Source organism: Caballeronia temeraria (assembly GCF_001544795.2).
Taxonomy (GTDB): Bacteria; Pseudomonadota; Gammaproteobacteria; order Burkholderiales; family Burkholderiaceae; genus Caballeronia; species Caballeronia temeraria.
On record NZ_FCOI02000001.1, the window covers coordinates 165,181 to 185,161 of the forward strand.

The following is a 19,981-nucleotide window of genomic DNA, read 5'->3' on the forward strand; positions in this document are numbered from 1 at the left end:
TGATAGCCGCCGCGGGCCGGCGCATCCGCATGACGAGCGCGTGACGAGTGTTACAGGTTGCAAGAACGCGGCCGTTTTTGCGCCGTTCACCGCAATGCAGCGTTTACAATAGGTCACCGTTCCATGCCGCTCTTGCGCACAGGCGTGAGCCGCAAAAAGGCGACACCAAGCGACACCGAATCAATGGCCAAAGCTACTTATTCCGCGAGCCCGCAGGCATTGCCGCACCGCATGTCGCGACTCTTCACCGAGATTCGCTGGATTCTCCAGGTCGCACTCGGGCTCTTCCTCGTCATGGCGCTGCTTTCGTACAGCCGCAAGGACCCGAGCTGGACCCACGCGGTCAGCGTCGATCACTTCGCGAACTGGGCGGGGCGCGTCGGCGCGTACACGTCGGACATCCTGCTGCTCCTGTTCGGGCTGTCCTCGTACTGGCTGATCGTGCTGCTCGCGCGGCGCATCATCGCGAATTATCGAAAGATCACGCTGCCGCCCGTCGTCGATGAAGACGCGCCGAAAGATCGCACCTGGCTCGCCGAAGCGTTCGCGTTCGTGCTCGTGCTGCTCGCAAGCGACGGCATCGAGGCGCTGCGCATGTGGTCGCTCAAGGTGCAGTTGCCGCGCGCGCCAGGCGGCGTCGTCGGCGATGTCGTCGCGCGTCATGTGTCGCATGCGCTGGGCTTCACCGGCGCGACCCTCTTTCTGCTGATCGCGCTCGCGATCGGACTTTCGCTCTATTTCCGCTTCTCGTGGCTGTCGGTGTGCGAGAAGGCGGGCGACGCCATCCTCAACGCGATCACCGGCGCGCAACTGCGCCGCGAGGCCGGACGCGACCGCAAGCTCGGCGAGGCGGCTGCCGTCAAGCGCGAAGGCAAGGTCGTGCGCTCGCGCGAAAAGAGCGAAGAGCACGAGCCGGTGATGATCGTGCCCGCCGCGCCCGCGCCCGCGCGCTCCGAACGCGCCGAGAAGGAAAAGCAGGTGCCGCTCTTCAAGGATCTGCCGGGCGATTCCACCTTGCCGCCGCTCGCGCTGCTCGATCCGCCGCCGAAGACGCAGGAAACCATCGCCGCCGATACGCTCGAATACACGTCGCGTCTCATCGAAAAGAAGCTGAAGGATTTCGGCGTCGAGGTGAGCGTGGTCGCCGCGTATCCGGGGCCGGTCGTCACGCGCTACGAAATCGAGCCGGCGACGGGCGTGAAGGGCAGTCAGATCGTCGGGCTTGCGAAGGATCTCGCGCGTTCGCTGTCGCTCGTGTCGATTCGCGTGGTCGAGACGATTCCGGGCAAGAATTTCATGGCGCTCGAATTGCCGAACCAGCGCCGTCAGACGGTCAAGCTCTCCGAAATTCTCGGCTCCGAGGTCTATGCGAACGGCGCGTCGCCGCTGACGATGGGCCTCGGCAAGGACATCGGCGGCAATCCGGTCTGCGCCGATCTCGCGAAGATGCCGCACTTGCTGGTCGCGGGCACGACGGGTTCGGGCAAGTCCGTCGGCATCAACGCGATGATCCTCTCGCTCTTGTACAAGGCGAGCGCGGATCAGGTGCGGCTCATCCTCATCGATCCGAAGATGCTCGAAATGAGCGTCTACGAAGGCATTCCTCATTTGCTGTGCCCGGTCGTCACCGACATGCGGCAGGCGGGCCACGCGCTCAACTGGGCGGTCGCCGAAATGGAGCGCCGCTACAAGCTCATGAGCAAGATGGGCGTGCGCAATCTCGCGAGCTTCAACACGAAGATCGACGAAGCGAAGAAGCGCGACGAAAAGATTCCGAACCCGTTCAGCCTCACGCCCGACGAACCGGAGCCGCTCACGCGCCTGCCGAACATCGTCGTCGTGATCGACGAGTTGGCCGATCTGATGATGGTCGTCGGCAAGAAGGTCGAAGAGCTGATCGCGCGCATCGCACAGAAGGCGCGCGCGGCGGGCATCCATTTGATTCTCGCGACGCAGCGTCCTTCCGTCGATGTGATCACCGGCCTCATCAAGGCCAACGTGCCGACGCGCATGGCGTTCCAGGTGTCGTCGAAGATCGATTCGCGCACGATTCTCGATCAGCAGGGCGCGGAATCGCTGCTCGGCATGGGCGACATGCTCTATCTGCCGCCAGGCTCGGGCTTGCCGGTGCGCGTGCACGGCGCGTTCGTGTCGGATGAGGAAGTGCATCGCGTCGTCGACAAGCTGAAGGAGCAGGGCGAGCCGAACTATATCGAAGGCATTCTGGAAGGCGGCCTCGCGGGCGATGGCGATGAAGGCTCGGCGGGCGCGGGCGGAACCGGCGGCGCCGATGGCGAGTCCGACCCTCTGTACGATCAGGCGGTCGAGGTCGTCATCAAGAACCGTCGCGCGTCGATTTCGCTCGTGCAGCGGCACTTGCGCATCGGCTATAACCGCGCGGCGCGTCTGCTCGAACAGATGGAGAACTCGGGGCTCGTCTCGGCGATGTCGTCGAACGGCAACCGCGAAATCCTCACGCCGGCGCGCGACGCGGAATGACGCGCGTCATATGGAGAACATACGCATGAAGCAGTTTACGGGGCGCAATTTGATCAAGGTATTCGGCACGACGCTCGTTTCGGCGTCGATGCTTTTCGCATCGCACGCATTCGCGAGCGGCACGGAGCAACTGAAGGCGTTCGTGTCGCAGGTTCACGCGGCGCGCGGCGATTTCACGCAGCAGGAAATCAAGGCGCCGGGCAAGGCAAACAACGGCGCGACATCGACGCAAGTGCCGACGAAGGGCCAGACCTCCAGCGGCACCTTCATGTTCGCACGGCCGGGCAAGTTCATCTGGTCGTATCAGAAGCCGTATTCGCAAATCCTTCAGGCCGACGGCAACAAGCTCTACGTCTACGACAAGGATCTGAATCAGGTCACGGTGCGTACGCTCGGCGGCGCGCTCGGCGCGAGCCCGGCGGCGATTCTCTTCGGCAGCAACGATCTGGAGAAGAACTTCAACCTGCGCGATGCGGGCGAGAAGGGCGGCATCGACTGGCTCGAACTTACGCCTAAGGCGAAGGACACGCAGTTCGAAACGGTCGGCATCGGCTTCAAGGACGGCAACCTCCAGGCGATGGAACTGCACGACGTGTTCGGCAACGTCACGCTGCTGACGTTCTCGAACATCCAGAAGAATCCGCCGATGAAGAGCGATACCTTCAAGTTCACCGTGCCGAAGGGCGCGGACGTGATCAACGGTTGATCCTCGAAGGGCGCGGCGACCGCGCCCTGTTCAGTCGATGGCCGCGTGCGCCGCGGCCATATCCTCCAGAAACGCCTCCACGATTTCGCGCTTTGCGCCGCTCGAACGCTGCGCGCGCGTGACCATCTGAAACGCGACGCGATAGCGCATCGCCTGCGGATTCAGCGGCGCGAGCAAGCCTTGCTTCACATATGGCGCCGCGAAGTGTTCCGGCAGATAGCCGAGATGCCGGCCCGACAGCACGAGCATCGCGACGGCCTCCATGTTGTCCGCGACCGCGCCAATATTACGTGGCGCAAGATCGCCGGCTTCGGGCAGCGGATAGCTGCGCCACGCCCAGTCGTGCTCGAACGCCTGCGCGATGCCGACGCGCCCCGCTTGCGCGAACAACGGATGCGCGCGCCCGCAATAGGCGAGCTGATCCTCCGCGAAGATTTCGACGTATTCGAGCGAAGGCACGCGATGCCAGAAATAGCCGATCGCCACCTGAATGCGCTCGGCCAGCAGCATCTCTTCGAGCTCGCCCGGCGAGCGCACGAGCACCGCGAGCCGCACGGATTCGTCGCGCTGCCGGAAACGCGCGATCGCCTGACTGACGCGCGCGTTCGCGCTGACGGGCGTGTTGCCGATCATCCCGAGCGTGAGCGTGCCGACGAGCTTCTTGCCGACATTGCGCGCGGTCGAGTCGAAAGTATCGATGGCGGCGAGCAGCGTGCGGCACGCATCGACGAACTGCTCGCCGCGCGACGTGAGCGCAAAGCCGCCGCGCCCGCGCTCGCAAAGCCGGTAGCCGAGCCGCGTTTCGAGCGTCGCCAGTTGCGTGCTGATGGTCGGCTGGCCGACGTTGAGCGTGGCCTGCGCCGACGACACGCCGCCCGCATCGACGATGGCGAGAAACACGCGGATCAGCCGCAGATCGAGGTCGGAAAGGTGCGTGAACATGGATGTGGGCGATACATCGATAAATATCGATGTTAAGGTATTTTCATCGCCATTTTATCTTTGCCGGAAAGCGGCTATTAATTGTCAGATCGACCACGAGCGGACATCCGACATCATGAATACATCTTCTCCTTCCGCGCTCTTCGCGCCCGCCGAACACTTTGATTCGCATTTCCTCGAACAGCGCGCCGAGCGCCCGCAGCCGCTTTCGGGCAACCAGATGCCGCGCTGCGGCGGCATCACGACGATGATGCGTCTGCCGCACGTCCAGTCGGCCGAAGGGCTGGATGCGTGTTTCGTCGGCGTGCCGTTCGATCTCGGCACGTCGAACCGCACCGGCGCGCGCTTCGGGCCGCGTCAGGTGCGCAGCGAGTCGGTGCTGCTGCGCCCGTACAACATGGCGACGCGCGCCGCGCCGTTCGATTCGCTGCGCGTAGCCGATATCGGCGATGTGGCGATCAATCCGTACAACCTGCTCGATTCGATCGACCGTATCGAGCGCGCGTACCGCGAAATCCTGAAGCACGGCTGCAAGCCGCTCACGCTCGGCGGCGATCACACCATCGCGCTGCCGATCCTGCGCGCGATCCACGCGAAGCACGGCAAGGTCGGGCTGATTCATATCGACGCCCACGCGGACGTCAACGACACGATGTTCGGCGAGAAGATCGCGCACGGCACGCCGTTTCGCCGCGCGGTGGAAGAGGGCCTGCTCGATTGTTCGCGCGTCGTGCAGATCGGACTGCGCGGCACCGGATACGAAGCGGGCGACTTCGACTGGTGCCGCGAGCAGGGTTTTCGCGTCGTGCAGACGGAGGAATGCTGGAACAAGTCGCTCGCGCCCTTGATGGACGAAGTGCGCGCGCAGATGGGCGACGGACCGGTCTACATCACGTTCGATATCGACGGCATCGATCCCGCGTTCGCGCCCGGCACCGGTACGCCGGAAATCGCCGGGCTGACCGTGCCGCAGGCGCTGGAGATCGTGCGCGGGGCGCGCGGGCTGAACATCGTCGGCGCGGATCTCGTGGAAGTCGCGCCGCCTTACGATCCGTTCGGCACGACCGCGCTGCTTGGCGCGAACCTCGCGTTCGAGTTGCTGTGCGTGCTGCCGGGCGTGGAGTATCGCGCGGCTAAATAGCCATTACGCGTAGGCGCGGCGTCTGCCCGACACGAGCAGCAAATAGCAGACCGCGCCGAGCGCGAGCGCGGGCAGCGTCGCGCCGAGATTCGGCAGCCATTGATTGATCGCGTGATAGGCCACGATGCCGATGCCCCACGCGATGAACGCGCTGACATGCCAGCCGCCGGAGAAGCCGTAGCGGCCGTTGACATCGGCGAGCACGGCCGCTTCGATGCGGCGTTTGCGCACGATGAAGTGATCCGCGAGCACGACGCCGAAGAGCGGCGCGAACACCGAGCCGATCAGCAGCAGGAAGTTCTGATACTTGCCCATCTCGACGACGAGCGCGACGAGCGTGCACAGCGCGCCGAACGCCCACGAGAGCACCGGCACGCTGGCGCGCGCCCAGAACGTGCCCGTTGATACGGCGGCGGAGTGGATATCGGCGAAGGCGTTGTCGATTTCATCGATCAGGATGAGGAACAGCGCGATCCCGCCGCCCGCCTGCGCGAACGCGGTCGTGAGAAGCGCATCGCCGCCGCCCGCCGCGAGGCCGTAGATCGCGCCGAGCGCGTAGAACCACAGATTCGCGATGCCGTAGCCGAGCAGCGTGCCCCGGAACGCGCCGCCCGCGCTCTTGCCGAAGCGCGTGTAATCGGCGATCAGCGGCAGCCACGAAAGCGGCATCGCGACGACGAGATCGATGCCCGCGCCGAACGCCATCTCGCCGGTGCCGGGGCGCGCCATCAACGCGGCGAGATCGTGCTTCGCGAGCAGATTCCACGTGAGCCAGCCCGCGCCGCCGAGCAGAAGCCAGATGCCCCAGGTCCGCAGGAAGCGCCGCACGAAGGAGAGCGGGCCGCTCACCGCGAGCACCGTGGCGAGCGCGCCGAAGATGAGCGTCCAGACGAGCGGCATCGACAGATGGAAGGATTGCTTCGCGAGGGCGTCGGCGGAATCGCGCATCACGATGATCTCGAACGAGCCCCAGCCGACAAGCTGGATCGCGTTGAGCACCGCCGGCACGGACGCGCCGCGCACGCCGAGTGTCGGTCTGAGCGACGACATCGCCGCGAGCCCCGTATCCGTGCCGACGACGCCCGCGAGCGCGAGCAGCAGGACGCCGATCACCGTGCCGATACAGATGGCCGCCAGCGCATGCGGCAGCGACAGGCCCGGCACCAGCAGCGCGCCCGCCTGCGCGACCAAGAGGCCGATGCCGAGCGAAAACCACAGCGCGAAGGCATCGCTCGTGCCGAATGCGCGCCGCTCCGGCGGCACGGGCATAAGCGGCGCGTACGTCGACGTTTCGCCGTGCGCCGCGGCGTTCGTGGTGTGCTCTTGCCCCATCGTATTGTGTCCTTATATGGATTGTTCAGGCGTGGTCGGAGCGGGTCGCGGCACTCCGGCTGTCATAATGACCCGATTCTGCGGCCAAGCCGCGCCTCTTGAGAAGCGCGAGATTATCGCCGCGATCCATCCAACTGCGTCAATCTGCATCGCACAGCACATGTTCGAAGAAAACCGTGGCACCGTTCCGCTCGCGGAACGCCTGCGCCCCCGCACCATCGACGACGTGATCGGCCAGAAGCATCTGCTCGGGCAGAGCAAGCCGCTGCGCGTCGCGTTCGAATCGGGCGAGGCGCATTCGATGATTCTCTGGGGCCCGCCCGGCGTCGGCAAGACCACGCTCGCGCGCCTCATGGCCGATGCCTTCCACGCGCAGTTCATCTCGCTGTCGGCCGTGCTTTCAGGCGTCAAGGATATCCGCGAGGCGGTGGAAACGGCGCAGATCCATCGCGCGAACGGGCATCAGACGCTCGTGTTCGTCGACGAGGTGCATCGCTTCAACAAGAGCCAGCAGGACGCGTTCTTGCCGCACGTCGAATCGGGGTTGTTCGTGTTCGTCGGCGCGACGACGGAAAATCCGTCGTTCGAGGTGAACAGCGCGTTGCTGTCGCGCGCGGCGGTCTATGTGCTGAAAAGCCTCGACGCCGATGAACTGAAGGAACTGCTCGAACGCGCGACGAAGGAACTCGGCGGCCTCACGTTCACCGACGAAGCCCGCGACGCGCTGATCGGTTCCGCCGACGGCGACGGCCGCAAGCTCCTGAACAATCTGGAAATCGTCGCGCGCGCGGCGGCGCAGCAAAAGCAGACGGATGTCGACGGCGCGCTGCTCGGCAGTGCTCTGGTGGAGAATCTGCGCCGCTTCGACAAGGGCGGCGACGCGTTCTACGATCAGATCAGCGCGCTGCATAAATCGGTGCGCGGCAGCAATCCGGACGGCGCGCTCTACTGGTTCTGCCGCATGCTCGACGGCGGCGCGGACCCGCGCTACATGGCGCGGCGCATCGTGCGCATGGCGTGGGAGGACATCGGCCTGGCCGACCCGCGCGGCGCGCGCATCGCGCTCGATGCAGCCGAGACCTACGAGCGGCTCGGCTCGCCGGAAGGCGAACTGGCGCTCGCGCAGGCGCTCATCTATCTGGCCGTCGCGCCGAAATCGAACGCGGGATACAACGCGTACAACGAGGCGCGGCGCTTCGTCGGCAAGGATCAGTCGCGCGGCGTGCCGGTTCATCTGCGCAACGCGCCGACCAAGCTGATGAAGGAACTGGGCTACGGCCACGAATATCGCTACGCGCACGACGAACCGGACGCCTACGCAGCCGGCGAAACCTATTTGCCCGACGGCATGCGCGATCCGTACTGGTATCAGCCGACGCCGCGCGGGCTCGAAGGGAAGATCGCCGACAAGCTCGCGCGTCTCGCCGAAGCGGACGACGCGTGGCGGCGCGAGCATCGCGACGACAAGAAGCGATGAGAAGCAGGGATGACAAGCAGCGATGAAATCGCCAGTGTTCGTTTCGCGCGCGCGTAAATCGCGTTTCGCGAAGCGGATCACCGATCCCGCGCGGCGCGCGATGACCGTGCGCTAAAATCGGCGTTTCCGATTACTTAATAAAGCAGCCCCCCGCCATGCTCGACATCCAAACCCTCCGCAAAGACCTGGACGGCGTCGCGAAGCGTCTCGCCGACCGAGGTTACACGCTCGACGTCGCCGCCTTCGCCGCGCTCGAAGCCGAGCGCCGCGACATCCAGACCCGCACCGAAGAACTGCAGGCGCGGCGCAACAGCCTGTCGAAGCAGATCGGCGCGATGAAAGGCCGCGGCGAGGACACGTCGGCGGTGATGGCGGAAGTGGGCGGCATCGGCGACACGATGAAGGAATCGGCCGCGAAGCTCGACGATATCCAGAAGCGTCTGTCCGACCTGATGCTGACCGTGCCGAACCTGCCGCACGAAAGCGTGCCGGTGGGCAGCGACGAGACGCAGAACGTCGAAGTCCGGCGCTGGGGCGCGCCGCGTTCGTTCGACTTCGAAGTCAAGGATCACGTCGATGTCGGCGCGCCGCTCGGCCTCGATTTCGAAACCGGCGCGAAGCTCTCGGGCGCGCGCTTCACGCTGCTGCGCGGGCCGATCGCGCGCCTGCATCGCGCGCTCGCGCAGTTCATGATCGACACGCACACGGAGCAGCACGGCTACACGGAAGCGTACACGCCGTACATCGTGAATCCGGAGATTCTCTACGGCACCGGCCAGTTGCCCAAGTTCGCCGACGACATGTTCCGCGTCGAGAAGGGTGGCGACGAGAACACGGTCACGCAGTACCTCATTTCGACGTCGGAAATCTCGCTCACCAACACGGTGCGCGACAGCATCCTCGAAGCGAGCGCGCTGCCGGTGAAGCTGACGGCGCATTCGCCGTGCTTCCGTTCCGAAGCGGGTTCGTATGGACGCGATACGCGCGGCCTGATCCGCCAGCATCAGTTCGACAAGGTCGAGATGGTGCAGGTCGTTGCGCCGGAAGATTCCTATGCCGCGCTCGACGAGATGGTCGGCCAGGCGGAAACGATCCTGCAGAAGCTGGAACTGCCGTATCGCGTGATTACGCTGTGCACCGGCGACATGGGCTTTTCGGCGGCGAAGACGTTCGATCTCGAAGTGTGGCTGCCGGCGCAGAACACGTATCGCGAAATTTCGAGCTGCTCGAATACCGAGGCCTTCCAGGCGCGGCGCATGCAGGCGCGCTTTCGCAATCCGCAGGGCAAGCCGGAGTTCGTGCATACGCTCAATGGCTCGGGGCTCGCGGTCGGCCGCACGCTCGTCGCGGTGCTGGAGAACTTCCAGAACGCGGACGGCTCGGTGACGATTCCGGCGGTGCTGCGCCCGTATATGCGCGGCGCGGAAAAAATCGAAGCTTCCGCCGCGATGTGACGTTTATTTTCAAAAAGGGGCTTGGAAAGCACGAAAGGGTTGGATATACTTTCGTTCTTCGTTGAGCAACGACCGGTTCACGAAGACCCGAAAGGGTAGCCGGAGAGGTGGCAGAGTGGTCGAATGTACCTGACTCGAAATCAGGCGTACGGTTTTCCCGTACCGTGGGTTCGAATCCCACCCTCTCCGCCAAAACATAAAACCCCGCAAGTCGCAAGACTTGCGGGGTTTTGCTTTTGGGCCTGCTTCTAGCGGCTCCGCTTCGTCGAAGCGGAGCACTCCTTCAGTTCTTCAAGTCGTGCATCGCGCGATATCGAAGCGCAGTTCCGGCTCCGGCACGCCGCCATCATCGCTCGAGGACTGCTGCACCTTCACGACCGATCCATATGCCGAAGGCGTGAGCGTGACGAGCCACGCGTTCGATCCGACCAGCAATTCAGTCGATCCCTGATCGCGTCTCGTCTGCGCGGAAGGAATCATGCGTTGCAGACAACTCGATATATCCGACGCAGCGCGCGCCGACGAAACATAAATCACGGGCGCCGATGCGCGCAGTTCAGGGCCGCTCGTCGAGCTGCATGCTGAAAGAGCGGCGACGCCCGGCAATACGGCGCAAAGGAAAGCAAATCGATGCAGGTTCATAACACTCCGGCGGGTCAAAAGTCGCGCCACTAAAACACAAACGGGCGCTCATCACAAGGGCGAACGACGACGGCCGCGCATGCGCAAACAACGTTGCATGAAGCCTCGAAAATGCAGCGCCGATGCGCCTTTGCGAGCGGAGGAACCGCGTGGGAGTGCTATCATCGGCCCCATTGTCCTCGCGCGCCGTCCGTCTCGAACATCGGCGAAAAGGCGCGCGCGAGGCGGCACGAACCCATTCGCATTGCTCAATGGCCATCACGCTCAAGACACCCGCCGACATCGAAAAGTTGCGCATCTCCGGCCGCATGGCCGCCGAAGTCCTCGCGATGATCGCCGAACACGTCCGCCCGGGCGCCACCACCGACGAACTCGACGCCATCTGCAATCGCTTCATCGTCAACGAACTGAAGGCCGTACCCGCGAACGTCGGTTACATGGGCTTTCCGAAGACGATTTGTACATCGGTGAATCACGTCGTGTGCCACGGCATTCCCGGCGCGAAGGAATTGAAGGACGGCGACATCATCAACATCGACGTCGCGATCATCAAGGACGGCTACTACGGCGACACGAGCCGGATGTACTACGCAGGCACGCCCAGCGAACAGGCGCGCCGTCTCACCGAGACCACCTACGAAGCGATGGTCGCCGGCATGCGCGAAGTGCGCCCCGGCGCGACGCTCGGCGACGTCGGCGCGGCGATTCAGAGCGTCGCGCATCGCGAAGGCTTTTCGGTGGTGCGCGAGTATTGCGGCCACGGCATCGGCCGCGTGTATCACGAAGATCCGCAAGTGCTGCACTACGGTCAGCGCGGCGCAGGACTGCGCCTGAAGCCGGGCCTCGTCTTCACGATCGAGCCGATGATCAACGCGGGCCGCGCCGCCACGCAGCAGTCGCGCGACGGCTGGACCGTGACCACGAAGGACCGCTCGCTGTCCGCGCAATGGGAGCACATGGTCGCCGTCACCGAAGACGGCTTCGAAGTGCTCACGCCGTGGCCGGACGGCACGGGAAGCTACGCTGCGCCATGAGCGAATGCGCGGCCTGCCGTGTGCGTTGCAAAGCACTTTCCAGGATTTAGGAATTGACGGGTTCGCCCGTTCGGTTGAAGCTATGCCAATGGCCAGAGCGCCGGACCGGCCGACAGAGCCGCACGCGCATCCCGCCTGAAAGCCAGAGAGAAATAGTCTGCATGAGCGTCCGCATGAGTCCTTCCTTGACCGTCAGCCGCATCGCCGCGCAACAAGGTTCGGTTTTGCGCGAGCTTCGCACGGCGTCGCTGCGCGAAGCGCCATACGCGTTCGGCGAAACGCTGGAAGATGCGCTGCTGGTCGATCCTTCGTCTTTCGATGACACCGCGGCGCTGCACTCGACCTCGCCCCGGCTCGCGACGTTTCTGCTCTACACCGAAGGCCATCCCTGCGGTCTCGTGCACGCCTATGTCGAAGAGACGCCGAGCGAGCGCGCGTTCGTGAATGCGCTGTGGGTCGCGCCAGCCGTGCGGCATCTGCGCGGCGGCGAACTGCTCGTGAACGTCGCGTCGCAATGGCTTGCGCAGCTTGGCGTGTCCGAGGTGCACGCATGGATCTCCGAGGAGAACCGAACCGCGGTGCGCTTCTACGAGCGCCTCGGTTTCGGTCCCACCGGCGATCGTCGCGCGATGCCGTCGCACGAGGAAGAAGCCGAGTCGCTCTTCGTGCGCCACCTGCACCCCGACGAAGACGCCTGACGCGCGTCGCATTCAGGTCCGTCTTGCGCGTTCTTGTCGCGCGCTTCTCGTTTTCGTTCGCTGAAATCGGTCTCAAAAATTATGGCCGTGTGCGGCAACGCCTGTAAAATACGCAAAATTTTTGGCCGTTCCTATGTCGCTCAACAAAACGCCCTTCTTCGAACTGCGCAGCGGCTCCGTCGACACGCTTCTCTTCGTCGTCAAGACTCCCGACCTCGATGCCCTCCGCACCGAACTGACGCGGCGCTTCGAAGCGACTCCCGAATTCTTCGCGGGCGATGTCGTCGCCATCGACGTGCGGCGTCTTGCTGAAGGCGAACGTGTCTCGCTGCCGGATCTGGAGAAAGTGCTGAACGACGTGCGCATGCGCCCGATCGGCATCGTCGCGCTGCCCGCGCAGACGTGGGCGATCCAGTGGGCGAACGCGGGCGGCCTGCCGATTCTCGAAGCGCGCGACCGGCGCGGCGCGCCGAAGCCTTCCGCCGACGAAGCGAAGCCGAACACCGAAGCCGCCGCCGTGATCGAAGCCGCGGTCGCGAATACGCCGCCGCCGCCCGCGCTGCCGGCGCCGGCGACCATCATCGACCGTCCGTTGCGCTCGGGCCAGCAGGTCTACGCGAAGGGCGATCTGATCGTGCTCGGGCTCGTGTCGTACGGGGCCGAGGTGATCGCCGAAGGCAATATCCATATCTATGCGCCGTTGCGGGGCCGCGCGCTCGCGGGCGTGCACGGCAATCTCGACGCGCGCATCTTCTGCACCTGTCTCGAGCCGGAACTCATCTCCATCGCGGGTATCTACCGGACGACCGAGAACCCGCTGCCGGCCGACGTGCTCAGCAAGCCGGTGCAGATCTGGCTGAACGAAGAAAAACTGATGATCGAACCGCTGCGTCTCACCTGACGAGAGTTGTATCGATTCGCGCGCCCGATGCCCTTTGCGCGCGCTCGAAGGCAACGCAAGCGGACTTATTGACGAACACAAGGTACTTGTATGGCAAAAATCATTGTGGTGACTTCGGGGAAGGGCGGCGTCGGCAAGACGACCACCAGCGCGAGCTTCGCATCGGCGCTCGCATTGCGCGGCCACAAGACGGCCGTGATCGACTTCGACGTCGGTCTGCGCAATCTCGACCTCATCATGGGTTGCGAACGCCGCGTGGTGTACGACCTGATCAACGTCATTCAGGGCGAGGCGAATCTGCATCAGGCGCTCATCAAGGACAAAAAGTGCGAAAACCTCTACATCCTGCCGGCCTCGCAGACGCGCGATAAGGACGCGCTCACGCTCGAAGGCGTCGAGAAGGTCATCAACGAACTGATCAAGATGGACTTCGAGTACATCGTCTGCGATTCGCCGGCGGGTATCGAATCCGGCGCGCTGATGGCGATGCACTTCGCCGACGAGGCGCTCATCGTGACGAATCCGGAAGTGTCGTCCGTGCGCGATTCGGACCGCATTCTCGGCATCCTGTCGTCGAAGACCAAGCGTGCGGTCGAAGGCAAGGAACCGGTCAAGGAACATCTGCTCATCACGCGCTACAACCCGAAGCGCGTGAGCGAGGGCGAAATGCTGTCGCTCTCCGACATCCAGGAAATCCTGCGCATCGACCTGATCGGCGTGATTCCGGAATCGGAAGCGGTGCTGCATGCATCGAACCAGGGCCTGCCGGCCGTGCATCTGGATGGCACGGACGTCGCGGAATCGTACAAGGACGTGGTGTCGCGTTTCCTCGGCGAGGAAAAGGCGCTGCGCTTCACCGATTATCAAAAGCCCGGTTTGCTGCAACGCATCTTCGGCACCAAGTAAGGGGACGCAATGTCGATTCTTTCGTTTTTGCTGGGCGAGAAGAAGAAGTCCGCTACGGTCGCGAAGGAACGCTTGCAGTTGATCATTGCGCACGAGCGCGCGGGTGGCAAAGCCGCCGCCGATTATCTGCCGGCGTTGCAACGGGAACTGGTTGCCGTGATTTCGAAGTACGTGAAGATCTCCGATGACGATATTCGAGTGAGTCTCGAACGTCAGGACGATCTGGAAGTGCTGGAAGTGAAGATCGAGATTCCGCAGGCGTAAGACACACGCCCGCGAGCGCCGCGCGTCCGGTTCAGGATGCGCTTGCCGCCGGAAAATGCAAAAGCCAGGATCGGGCGATCCTGGCTTTTGTTTTTGTTCGTGACAAACGTTTGCGCGTTATCGGCTTTCCTTGCCTTCGTCTGGCACTTCCGGTGACGGCGCGGGTTTCGGCAGCGGCGTCATATACCGCTCCGACAGCGCCTCGTACAGCGGCGGCGCGAAGAGACGCGACACGCGGCTCGATATCAAGGCCGTCGCCATCAGCGAGATGACGAGCGCGTGGCCGTCGATCATCTCCATCACGATGACGAAAGCCGTGATCGGCGATTGCGTGACGGCGGCGAGATAGCCGACCATCGCGAGCGCGATGAGCATCGGCAGCGACATCCGCGGGAAGAGCGTGTGCAGCGCGTTGCCGAAACCCGCGCCGATCGACAGCGAAGGCGCGAAGATGCCGCCCGGAATGCCGGGAAGATAGGAGCCGATCATCGAAATCATCTTCAGGAGCGGATAGAGCATCGAGAGCTGTTCGCGCCCTTCGAGCAGGCCGCGCGCCTCGGCGTAACCGCTGCCGAAAGTCGTGCCGCCCGCGAGTAATCCGACGACCGCGATGACGAAGCCGCAGAGCGCGGCGAACGCGACCGGCCGCGTTGCGTGCAGATGCCGCAGCGACGCGGGAATCCATTTGCTCGTGTTGAGCAGCAGCCAGCAGAAGACGCCGCCCGCGATGCCGGTGACGATGCCCGTCAGCACGATCGCCGCCACGAAGAATCGCGGAAAGAGCGCGCCCGCCTGGATGGTGCCGAAGTACGTGTAATTGCCGCTCAACCCGAGCGCCACGACGCCCGCGATGATGATGCCCGTGATGAGCACGCCGCTCGTGCGCGCCTCGAAGCTGCGCGTGAGCTCCTCGATCGCGAACACGATTCCCGCGAGCGGCGTGTTGAACGCCGCCGACAAACCGGCCGCCGCGCCGGCGAGCACGAGTTGCCGTTCGATGAGCGAATTGGAGCGCGGAAAGAAGCGCCGCATGTTGAACATCAGCGCGGCGCCGACCTGCACGGTCGGACCTTCGCGGCCGATGGTGAGCCCGCCGAGTATCGCGATGAACGACACGGCGATCTTCGCGACGAGAATCCGCCACGTGAGGAGCCGCCCGCCCGCCGCGGACGTCGGCCCGTGGAGCACGGCGATCACCTGAGGAATGCCGCTGCCTTCGGATCCGCGGAAAAAACTTCGCGTGATGAAGACGCAGAGCGCGGCGGCGGCGGGCGTGATGACGAGCGGCAGCCACGCATGCGCGCTGCGCACGTCGGAAAAGAGGCTGAAGCCCCAGTCGATCAGACGCGCGTAGTAGACGGCGACGAGGCCGACGAGAATCGCGCCGAGCCAGAAGATGCCGTAGCGGCGCCAGAGGCTGCGCGTGCGCCGCGCGGTGATGACGGAGAGGGAACGGAGCGCCCGGATCATACGATGGCCGTTTCAAAAACGACGAACGTGGAGTGTCTTACCGGAGCCAGAAAAAAGAACAGGCGCGAGGCTTTCGCCGGGCGCCCAAGAAACGCTCCCGCCATAAGCAGGAGCGGAGAGGAGAAGAGAGCCATACGTTCGAACCGACAAGCAGCCCGCACGAACAGCATTACTTGCTCAGAGTGCGCGCGCGAGGGAAAGTTCAACCGGTTTGAGATTTTTTTGCAGGTCCGATGGGCGAACGCGGTGCGGTCCGCGTCAGGCCGTCAGCATTTCGAAGGCGAGCACCGCCAGGAACGCGCCGACATTCGCGACGACCGCTTCGAAGAGCACGCCTCGCCATGTCGCGGGCCGGAATTTCACGGCGAGCAACAAAGCGGTCAGGAGTGCGATAGCGATGATTGCGACGAGATGAGAACTCTGCAGATGAATGCGCATATCGGCCTCCCATTTGGCTCGCGGTACTACTTTCCGCGAATCGTTTTTGTCGAACTTCTTTCGAGTATAGGCAGCGGCATATTGACTGGAAAGCGGACAAAAAAGTCACTTTGCCGCCAGCTTGCCGACTGGCATCGAGTGTTAATTTAAATACTCGTTGATTAAGGGAATTTTCTCTCTGGGCTAGGTACAAACCCCGTATGTGCGCCAGCCAGCCCGGCGGCGCGCGGAAACCGCAGGTTCGTGGAGCATTTGCCAGATGACTTCCCCGACGACACGTTCTCTCGAAGTCGATTTCTTTCGGGGAATCGTGCTGCTCATTATCGCGGTGGACCATATAACGGGAAGCGTGCTGTCGCGCTTTACGCTGCATCAGTATGCATTCTGCGATTCCGCGGAAGTATTCGTGTTTCTCGGAGGTTATGCGTCGGCGGCGGCTTATACGGCGCTTGCGACTCGCCGTAGCGATTCAGCCGCCCGCCGACGCTTTTTCAAACGCAGCTGGGAAATCTATCGCGCCTATTTGTTCACGGCGTTCCTGATGCTGATCGGCGGCGCGGTCCTGATGGCGCTCAAAGTCGACACGCCGATGGTCCAGTACACCGAATGGCCGAATTTCCTCATGCGGCCGTTCGGGCTCACGCTCGATATCGCGTTGCTGCGCCAGCAGCCGTATCTTTCCGCCGTGTTGCCCATGTACTCGGTGTTCGCGCTCGCCGTGCCGGTGATCGTGCCGCTCGCGCAGAAAAAGCCGGTCATCGCGATCTTCGGCAGCCTGCTCGTGTGGCTCGCGGCCATGCCGCTCCTGCGCTTTTTGCCGGGCACCTATGGCGAAGCCTGGTCGTTCAATCCCTTCGCCTGGCAACTGATGTTCATGACCGGCGTGCTCGCGCGCGTCCAGCCGATCAGCGACGAGTTTCACGCCGGCAAGTTCGCGCGCTGGCTGACGGCCGGCGCCATCGCCATCGCGTTGACGTTCGCGTTCTTCAAGCTCTTTCTCGAGACCCAGGCGCCGCCGGGATACATGAAGCAGAATCTCGCGACGCTGCGCATCGTGAGTTTCGCGGCCATCGCGTGGATCGTCGCGCGCGGCGTCTATGCGGGATGGGTCGGCAAGCTCGCACGCAAGCTGCCGGGCGTCGTCACGATCGGGCAGCAGGGGCTCGTGTGCTTCATTGCGGGCACGGGCGTGTCGCTGGTGCTGGATTCGGCGTTGCGCGCGATGGGCGTGCTCGGGCTCGGGCGCTATCCGTCGCACTGGATTCTCGGGCTGATCGCCGATGGCGTCGCCATCGTCAGCCTGCTCGCACTCGCGCGCTTCTGGGCCGATCGCAAGGCGGCGAAGGCGGCGCGCGCGGAGGGCGTCGAGCGGCCGAGGCCGCCGATTCCCGTCATCGAGGGCAGGCCGGTTCCGGCACATGCCGCCAACCGGCGCGATCGCTGAGCGCGCCGGCTTCCGGTCTCTTCAATCGAGCGTGATGTTGCGCGTCTCGCGCATGCACAGCACGGCGATGAGACTCACCGCCGCCGCCGCCGACACATAGCCGCCCACCCACGTCAGCCCGCCGCGGTTGGCAAGCAATTGTGCGATGTACGGCGCCACCGATGCGCCCAGAATGCCGCCCAGGTTGTACGCGACGCCCGCGCCCGTGTAGCGCACGTTGGTCGGGAACAACTCGGGCAGGAGCGCGCCCATCGGTGCGAAGGTGACGCCCATCAGGAAGAGCTCGATCGTGAGAAACAGCGCGACCTGGATGGTGTCGCCGCTGCCGAGGAGCGGCGCCATCGCGAAGCCGGAGAGGATCGCCAGCAGACAGCCGACGATCAACACGGGCCTGCGCCCGAAGCGGTCGCTCGCGATCGCGGAAACCGGCGTGGCGATCGCCATGAACAGCACGGCGAAGCACAGCAGGCCGAGGAACGTTTCGCGCGCGAAATGCAGCTTGGCGACGCCGTACGACAGCGAAAACACCGTCGAGATATAGAAGAGCGTGTAGCAGACGACCATCGCGAACGCGCCGAGGAGCGTCGGCACGAGATGGCTGCCGAGCAGCGTCGCAACGGGCACCTTCACGCGCTCTTCACGCTCGACGGCGGCGCGAAACGCGGGCGTCTCCGCGATTTTCAGGCGCACGTACAGGCCGAGCGCCACCAGCACCGCGCTCACGATGAACGGCACGCGCCAGCCCCAGCTGCGGAATTGCTCGTCGGAGAGCGAGAGCGCGAGACCGAAGAAGAGGCCATTCGACGCGAGAAAGCCGATCGACGGCCCGAGCTGCGGAAACATGCCGAAGAGCCCGCGCTTGCCTTGCGGCGCGTATTCGGTCGCGAGCAGCGCGGCGCCGCCCCATTCTCCGCCGAGGCCGATGCCTTGGCCGAAGCGCAGGACGCAGAGCAGAATCGGCGCGAGGCTGCCGATCGAATCGTAGCCGGGCACGAAGCCGATGAGCGTCGTCGAAATTCCCATCACGAGCAGCGAGGCGACGAGCGTCGATTTGCGGCCGATGCGATCGCCGAAGTGCCCGAAGATGAACGAGCCGATGGGCCGCGCGAAGAACGCGATGCCGAAGGTGACGAAGGCCGAGAGCGCTTGCGCGGCGGGCGAGTCGTGCGGAAAGAACACCGGTCCGATGACGAGCGCGGCGGCGGTCGCGTAGACATAGAAGTCATAAAACTCGATCGCGGTGCCGATGAAGCTCGCGAAAATCACGCGTGAAGCGCTTTGGGCTCCGTCGCCGGGCTTTGCGGCGGAAAGCGAGGGTGAGGCCATGTTGTCTCCGTTGTCGTGTTGCGTTATTGCGTTATTGCGAAGCATTGTCGCGCGCATCGCGGGGCAAGAGCGATCGAAATGACGAGCGATATCGTCGCCCGGCGCGCGCGTCAGCTTTTTGTAGGGATTGCGATGCAGTGGCGGGAAGCCAGGGTTCGACGGCGCGTGCGAGTGGCGTGCGATGTCGCGGCGCGGATGGACGGCGCTCAGGCGCTTCGTCCAGCGCGCGGGGTGAGTGCGCCGCGAAGGCCATGCCGGAGGCGGGTCCGGCCGGGGTGCAAAAAATTATAACGAGCGTGCGGTGAGAGCGCCAATCAATCGATGGTCGTGGCTTGCGGCGAGTGCGACGTTTGCAACTGGAACTGGCCGTTGTCGTTGAACATCCAGCCTTCGAAAAGCTCCAGTTGACCGTTGCCGTTCAGAAGACGCGCGGGCGGCGCGGGCAACGGCGATGCTCGGCGCAGCGAGGCGAGGGCGGTGGCTTCGGCATCGTCGTCGCCATTAGTGCGGTACACCGACGATTCGACGAGCCGCCCGCTGCCATCCACCGTGAACGACACGAGCACGAACGAGCGCAGCATCGCTTGCGGCGTGCCCTTCAGCACGAGCGATGGATTGCGCTCGAAGATGCGCTGCGCGATGCGGGCTTTGTAATCGTTGAGCGTCTGTCCGGAGACGGCCGGCGCGGCGGGCGCGGTGGCACGCGCGGCCACGACGCCCGGCGGCGGCGTGATCGTGCAGGCGCTGATCAGCAACGCGCCGATGAGCGCAACCGCGGCAAAACATGAACGTGACGCAAACATCGCAGGCGCTGCCGAAGTGGCGTTACTTAAATGGTAGTCGTTGGGAAGAACGTGAGCGGAATAATTACGTGCGCTCGCGCGCGTTCGGGCGCGGCACTTGCTGAGAAGGCCTTCACTCGAACGCACTTCAGGAGGACGGCATGAACAGCGAGACGAATCGCCCGGACGACGGAAAGACGACCGAGCACAGCGACAACGAAAAAAGCAAGCTGCCCGAACGCGACGACGAGAATCGCAAGCAAGGCCCGAACGACAGGCCCGGCAAGCAGTCGGGCGAGGGCGAAGCACCGGTCGGCTGAACCGTGCGCGCGGTAAGCGGCATGGCTGAGGCGGTGCTAAGGTAGAAAGGGGATGTCCCCGATTGGCGGGAGGAATGCCATGTCACGCAAGAACCAATCTGCACCGGCGGGCGCGCCCGCGCGGCAACAGCAACCGGCGTCCGCGGCGCATTCGAAGAGCGATTCGAAACGTGCTGCGCCCAAGACGGACGCGACCAAAGCCGAG

At 64.2% G+C, this 19,981-nt stretch carries 19 protein-coding genes and 1 tRNA gene; 13 read left to right on the forward strand and 7 right to left on the reverse strand.

The window, feature by feature from the left end:
* Nucleotides 1-183: 183 nt before the first annotated feature.
* Together AWB76_RS00750 and lolA are read left to right on the forward strand one after the other, a co-directional pair.
* Nucleotides 184-2,499, forward strand: coding sequence for a DNA translocase FtsK (locus tag AWB76_RS00750; RefSeq protein WP_061158529.1), 2,316 nt, complete (start codon nt 184-186; stop codon nt 2,497-2,499).
* Nucleotides 2,500-2,524: 25 nt separating this feature from the next.
* The gene (lolA, locus tag AWB76_RS00755) at nt 2,525-3,205 is read left to right on the forward strand and encodes an outer membrane lipoprotein chaperone LolA (protein WP_061158530.1); all 681 of its coding nucleotides are present in this window, start codon (nt 2,525-2,527) and stop codon (nt 3,203-3,205) included.
* Between the two features lie 30 nt (nt 3,206-3,235).
* Here lolA and AWB76_RS00760 read toward each other — a convergent pair whose 3' ends face one another.
* Nucleotides 3,236-4,147 carry a LysR family transcriptional regulator gene (locus AWB76_RS00760; protein WP_061158222.1) on the reverse strand — a complete coding sequence of 304 codons (912 nt, stop codon included), beginning with the start codon at nt 4,145-4,147 and terminating at the stop codon, nt 3,236-3,238.
* 115 nt (nt 4,148-4,262) lie between these two features.
* On the opposite strand from AWB76_RS00760, the gene speB reads away from it, so the two are divergent.
* The gene (speB, locus tag AWB76_RS00765; RefSeq protein ID WP_061158223.1) at nt 4,263-5,288 is read left to right on the forward strand and encodes an agmatinase; all 1,026 of its coding nucleotides are present in this window, start codon (nt 4,263-4,265) and stop codon (nt 5,286-5,288) included.
* Between the two features lie 3 nt (nt 5,289-5,291).
* Here the strand turns inward: speB and cytX are convergent, their stop codons facing one another.
* The gene (gene cytX, locus AWB76_RS00770; RefSeq protein ID WP_061158224.1) at nt 5,292-6,620 is read right to left on the reverse strand and encodes a putative hydroxymethylpyrimidine transporter CytX; all 1,329 of its coding nucleotides are present in this window, start codon (nt 6,618-6,620) and stop codon (nt 5,292-5,294) included.
* Nucleotides 6,621-6,780: 160 nt separating this feature from the next.
* On the opposite strand from cytX, the gene AWB76_RS00775 reads away from it, so the two are divergent.
* The 3 genes from AWB76_RS00775 to AWB76_RS00785 all read left to right on the forward strand — a co-directional run bounded on the left by AWB76_RS00775 (nt 6,781) and on the right by AWB76_RS00785 (nt 9,743).
* The gene (locus AWB76_RS00775; protein WP_061158225.1) at nt 6,781-8,097 is read left to right on the forward strand and encodes a replication-associated recombination protein A; all 1,317 of its coding nucleotides are present in this window, start codon (nt 6,781-6,783) and stop codon (nt 8,095-8,097) included.
* A gap of 155 nt (nt 8,098-8,252) precedes the next feature.
* Complete coding sequence (gene serS / locus AWB76_RS00780; protein WP_061158226.1) at nt 8,253-9,551, forward strand: serine--tRNA ligase; 1,299 nt, start codon at nt 8,253-8,255, stop codon at nt 9,549-9,551.
* Between the two features lie 101 nt (nt 9,552-9,652).
* Nucleotides 9,653-9,743, forward strand: a tRNA-Ser gene (locus tag AWB76_RS00785).
* 99 nt (nt 9,744-9,842) lie between these two features.
* Here AWB76_RS00785 and AWB76_RS00790 read toward each other — a convergent pair.
* Nucleotides 9,843-10,193 (reverse strand): hypothetical protein, encoded by a 351-nt coding sequence (locus AWB76_RS00790; RefSeq protein WP_061158227.1) that lies wholly within the window; start codon nt 10,191-10,193, stop codon nt 9,843-9,845.
* Between the two features lie 251 nt (nt 10,194-10,444).
* Between AWB76_RS00790 and map the strand changes: the two genes are divergently transcribed.
* From map to minE, 5 genes are all read left to right on the forward strand, one after another.
* A complete protein-coding gene (gene map / locus AWB76_RS00795; protein ID WP_061158228.1) occupies nt 10,445-11,227 on the forward strand; it encodes a type I methionyl aminopeptidase in 783 nt (260 codons plus the stop codon).
* Between the two features lie 173 nt (nt 11,228-11,400).
* Complete coding sequence (locus AWB76_RS00800; RefSeq protein WP_061158531.1) at nt 11,401-11,925, forward strand: GNAT family N-acetyltransferase; 525 nt, start codon at nt 11,401-11,403, stop codon at nt 11,923-11,925.
* 133 nt (nt 11,926-12,058) lie between these two features.
* On the forward strand, nt 12,059-12,826 hold the full coding sequence (minC, locus tag AWB76_RS00805) for a septum site-determining protein MinC (RefSeq protein ID WP_061158229.1): 768 nt from the start codon (nt 12,059-12,061) through the stop codon (nt 12,824-12,826).
* A 90-nt stretch (nt 12,827-12,916) separates the two neighbouring features.
* Nucleotides 12,917-13,732 carry a septum site-determining protein MinD gene (gene minD / locus AWB76_RS00810; protein ID WP_061158230.1) on the forward strand — a complete coding sequence of 272 codons (816 nt, stop codon included), beginning with the start codon at nt 12,917-12,919 and terminating at the stop codon, nt 13,730-13,732.
* A gap of 9 nt (nt 13,733-13,741) precedes the next feature.
* Entirely contained in the window at nt 13,742-13,996 is a 255-nt protein-coding gene (gene minE / locus AWB76_RS00815; protein ID WP_008350955.1) for a cell division topological specificity factor MinE, read from the forward strand.
* A 117-nt stretch (nt 13,997-14,113) separates the two neighbouring features.
* Here the strand turns inward: minE and AWB76_RS00820 are convergent, their stop codons facing one another.
* Together AWB76_RS00820 and AWB76_RS00825 are read right to left on the reverse strand one after the other, a co-directional pair.
* A complete protein-coding gene (locus tag AWB76_RS00820; RefSeq protein ID WP_061158231.1) occupies nt 14,114-15,466 on the reverse strand; it encodes a chloride channel protein in 1,353 nt (450 codons plus the stop codon).
* Nucleotides 15,467-15,724: 258 nt separating this feature from the next.
* Nucleotides 15,725-15,904: a hypothetical protein gene (locus AWB76_RS00825; RefSeq protein WP_061158232.1), complete on the reverse strand. Its 180-nt coding sequence runs from the start codon at nt 15,902-15,904 to the stop codon at nt 15,725-15,727.
* Between the two features lie 259 nt (nt 15,905-16,163).
* On the opposite strand from AWB76_RS00825, the gene AWB76_RS00830 reads away from it, so the two are divergent.
* Nucleotides 16,164-17,348, forward strand: a complete 1,185-nt coding sequence (locus AWB76_RS00830; protein WP_061158233.1) for an OpgC domain-containing protein — start codon at nt 16,164-16,166, stop codon at nt 17,346-17,348.
* 21 nt (nt 17,349-17,369) lie between these two features.
* Here the strand turns inward: AWB76_RS00830 and AWB76_RS00835 are convergent, their stop codons facing one another.
* Nucleotides 17,370-18,674, reverse strand: coding sequence for an MFS transporter (locus AWB76_RS00835; protein ID WP_061158532.1), 1,305 nt, complete (start codon nt 18,672-18,674; stop codon nt 17,370-17,372).
* A gap of 314 nt (nt 18,675-18,988) precedes the next feature.
* A complete protein-coding gene (locus tag AWB76_RS00840) occupies nt 18,989-19,477 on the reverse strand; it encodes a TonB family protein (protein ID WP_061158234.1) in 489 nt (162 codons plus the stop codon).
* Between the two features lie 140 nt (nt 19,478-19,617).
* Here AWB76_RS00840 and AWB76_RS41465 point away from each other — a divergent pair, with 140 nt between their 5' ends.
* Nucleotides 19,618-19,776, forward strand: a complete 159-nt coding sequence (locus tag AWB76_RS41465; RefSeq protein WP_167357719.1) for a hypothetical protein — start codon at nt 19,618-19,620, stop codon at nt 19,774-19,776.
* Nucleotides 19,777-19,981 lie beyond the last annotated feature (205 nt).